Origin of the sequence: Nocardia sp. CC201C (assembly GCF_030010695.1) — a bacterium.
GTDB lineage: Bacteria > Actinomycetota > Actinomycetes > Mycobacteriales > Mycobacteriaceae > Nocardia > Nocardia otitidiscaviarum.
In genome coordinates this window covers 1-2,599 of sequence record NZ_JASCXP010000644.1, presented here as the reverse complement: position 1 = coordinate 2,599, position 2,599 = coordinate 1, and the positions used below count along the sequence as shown (strand labels likewise).

At 71.6% G+C, this 2,599-nt stretch carries 1 protein-coding gene; it reads right to left on the bottom strand.

Annotated elements, in window-relative coordinates; genetic code table 11:
* Nucleotides 1-2,599, bottom strand: a 2,599-nt coding sequence (locus QK444_RS35410) for an ATP-binding protein (protein WP_282786370.1), incomplete at both ends; no start/stop codon positions are given.

The window sequence follows — 2,599 nt, the reverse complement described above, 5'->3', positions numbered from 1 at the left end:
GGGCCCCCCCCGCGACCGGCGTCCGGCGGCCACCGGTCAGGAATCCGACCGCGCCGTCCGGGCCGAGTACCAACGGATAGGGATGTCCGGCGCAGGTGTACTCCAGTGTCCGCGCGCGGCTGTCGACGACCGCGTAGGTGACGGTCGCGCAACGGCTGCCGGGCACCACGGCCGCGTAGCGGTCCACCAGATCCAGCACCGTGGTCGGATCGGCCGCCGTGATCGCGCCCGCCGCCACTCCGGCACGCAGCTTGCTCATGACCACCGCGGCGGGCAGTCCGTGCCCGACCACATCGCCCACCGAGATGCCGAGCCGATCGGAGCCGTGGAACGGCACCACCAGGTACCAGTCCCCGCCGACCCGCATGGCCTCACCCGCCGGCTGGTACACCGCCGCCACCGCGGCCGCGGTCGAACGCCGATCCAGATCCAACAGCTGATCCTGGAATTCGACGGCGATCCGATGCTCGCGCTGCATGGTCCGCACCCGGCTCACCGCGGTCTGGGTGACGGTGGCGGTGCGGGCCAGCACATCCAGGTCCTCGGCGGCGAAGGTGCGCGATTCGGCCCACAGCAGCGCGACCGCGCCGACCACGCGATCCGCGCCGTCGCGCAGCGGGTAGGCGACACTGGACCGGTGGTCGGCCACACCCCCGATCACGTCGGTGCCGTCGCCGGAGTGAGCGTCACCGACCACGACCAGCCGCCCGGTGCGGATGACCTCGACGATGGGCAGCGGCGAGTCCAGTGCCAGCACCTGCTGCCTCGCCCGCACCGGGGTATCCGCGGTGTTGATATATTCGGTTCGCACACAATCTGTCTCGGCGTCCAGCAGGGCGATTGCCGCAGCCCGCACGCCCGCACCGGACAGTGATTCCAGCAGCGCGGCCAGGACGGCCGTGAGGGTGTCGGCCGTGCGCAGCACGGTATCGAGTTCGGTCACCGCCGCCATGGCGCGCGCCAGCGCGTCACCGCGCAGCCGTCCGGCTCGTTCCCGCGCCGCGGCGGCCAGCCGTGCCGCGACCCGGTCGACCAACTCCTGCGAGCTGAAGGGTTTCGCCACGTAGTCGTCCGCGCCACCGGCGAAACCCTCGCGTGCGGCCTCCCGGCCCGCGCGGGCGGAGAGCAGCAGCACCGGCGTCGACGCCAACTCCGGTTCGGCGCGAACCGCGGCCAGCAGTTCGAAGCCGTCCAGCCCCGGCATCATGACATCGGCGACGACCGCGTCCGGGCGATGCTCGCGGACCGCGCGCAGGGCCGAATCACCGTCGCCCACGACCATGGTGTCCCATCGGACCGACAGCACGCGATCCAGCTGGTTTCGCATATCGGCGTTGTCGTCGGCGACGAGCACCAGTTCCCGGCGGCCGCCACGCGGTCGCGGCTCGGCCGGGAGACTGAGCCACTGCCCGGCCTCGGTGACATAGGGGTTGTTCGCCAGGCTGGGCAGCATGCCGGATTCGACGGTCCGCGTCGCGTCCGAGCGCGGCAGCCGGATGATCACCGCGGTACCGCGACCCGGTGTGCTCTCCACCGCCACCGTGCCGTGCTGCAGTTCCACCAGGCCGCGTACCAGCGACAGCCCGATCCCACTGCCCTCGACGCTGCGCCCACGTGCGTTGTCGGCCCGATAGAACCGATCGAAGAGCCGGTCCAGGTCGTTCGGGTCGATACCGATACCGGTGTCGCGCACCGTGATTCGGCACGAATCCGGTTCCTCGACGCGGACCTCGACCCGGATCGAGCCGTCGAAGGTGAACTTCACCGCGTTCGACAGCAGGTTCAGAACGACGGTCTCCCACATATCGGGATCGATATCGGCCGCCACGGTGTCGCAGTCCAGCTCGAGGGTCAGCCCGGCGCGCTGGCACAGCTCCGCGAAGGAAGCGGCGATATGGGCGGTCAGCACGCCCACGTCCAGGCAGCGCGGCCGGGCGGTGGCGCGCCCGGCCTCGATGCGGGAGAAGTCGAGCAGCGAATCCACCAGTCGCAGAAGCCGTCCCGCATTGCGGCGGGCGGTGTGCAGCCGGTCGCCCAGGACCGTGTCCGCGGCGTCGTCCTCGGCCAGCGCATCGTCGAGCGGGCCGAGCAGCAGGGTCAGCGGGGTGCGGAACTCGTGGCTGACATTGGTGAGGAAAGCCGTTTTGGCCCGGTCGATCTCGGCGAGCGCATCGGCGCGTCGGCACTGCTGCTCATAGGACACCGCCGCGGCCAGCGCGGAGGCCAGTTGGTCGGCGAGCAGGCGGCAGAATCCGCGATACTGCTCGTCGAGCGGCCGACGCGGGCTGATGCCGACTACCAGCGCCCCGATGACCGTGCCCTCCCCCAGCGGCAGCACCAGGGCCCGTTCCGGAGCACCGTCCGGAAACGCTTCCGCCAGGCCGGGAACGACGGCGCGCAGATCGGCGATCTCCCGGCTGTCCGCCCGGGTGGGCCGCGCGGGCGACCCGGGGGCCAGGTCCGACAGCGACGGCGGCAGCAGCGGTGACACCGCCGCGCTCGCCCCGAGCAGTGTCGGATCGCGACCGTCAGCGTCTTTCGCGTACACCGCGATGAAGGGCAGATCGGCGGCCTGCTGAGCGCACACCGTCACCGCCGC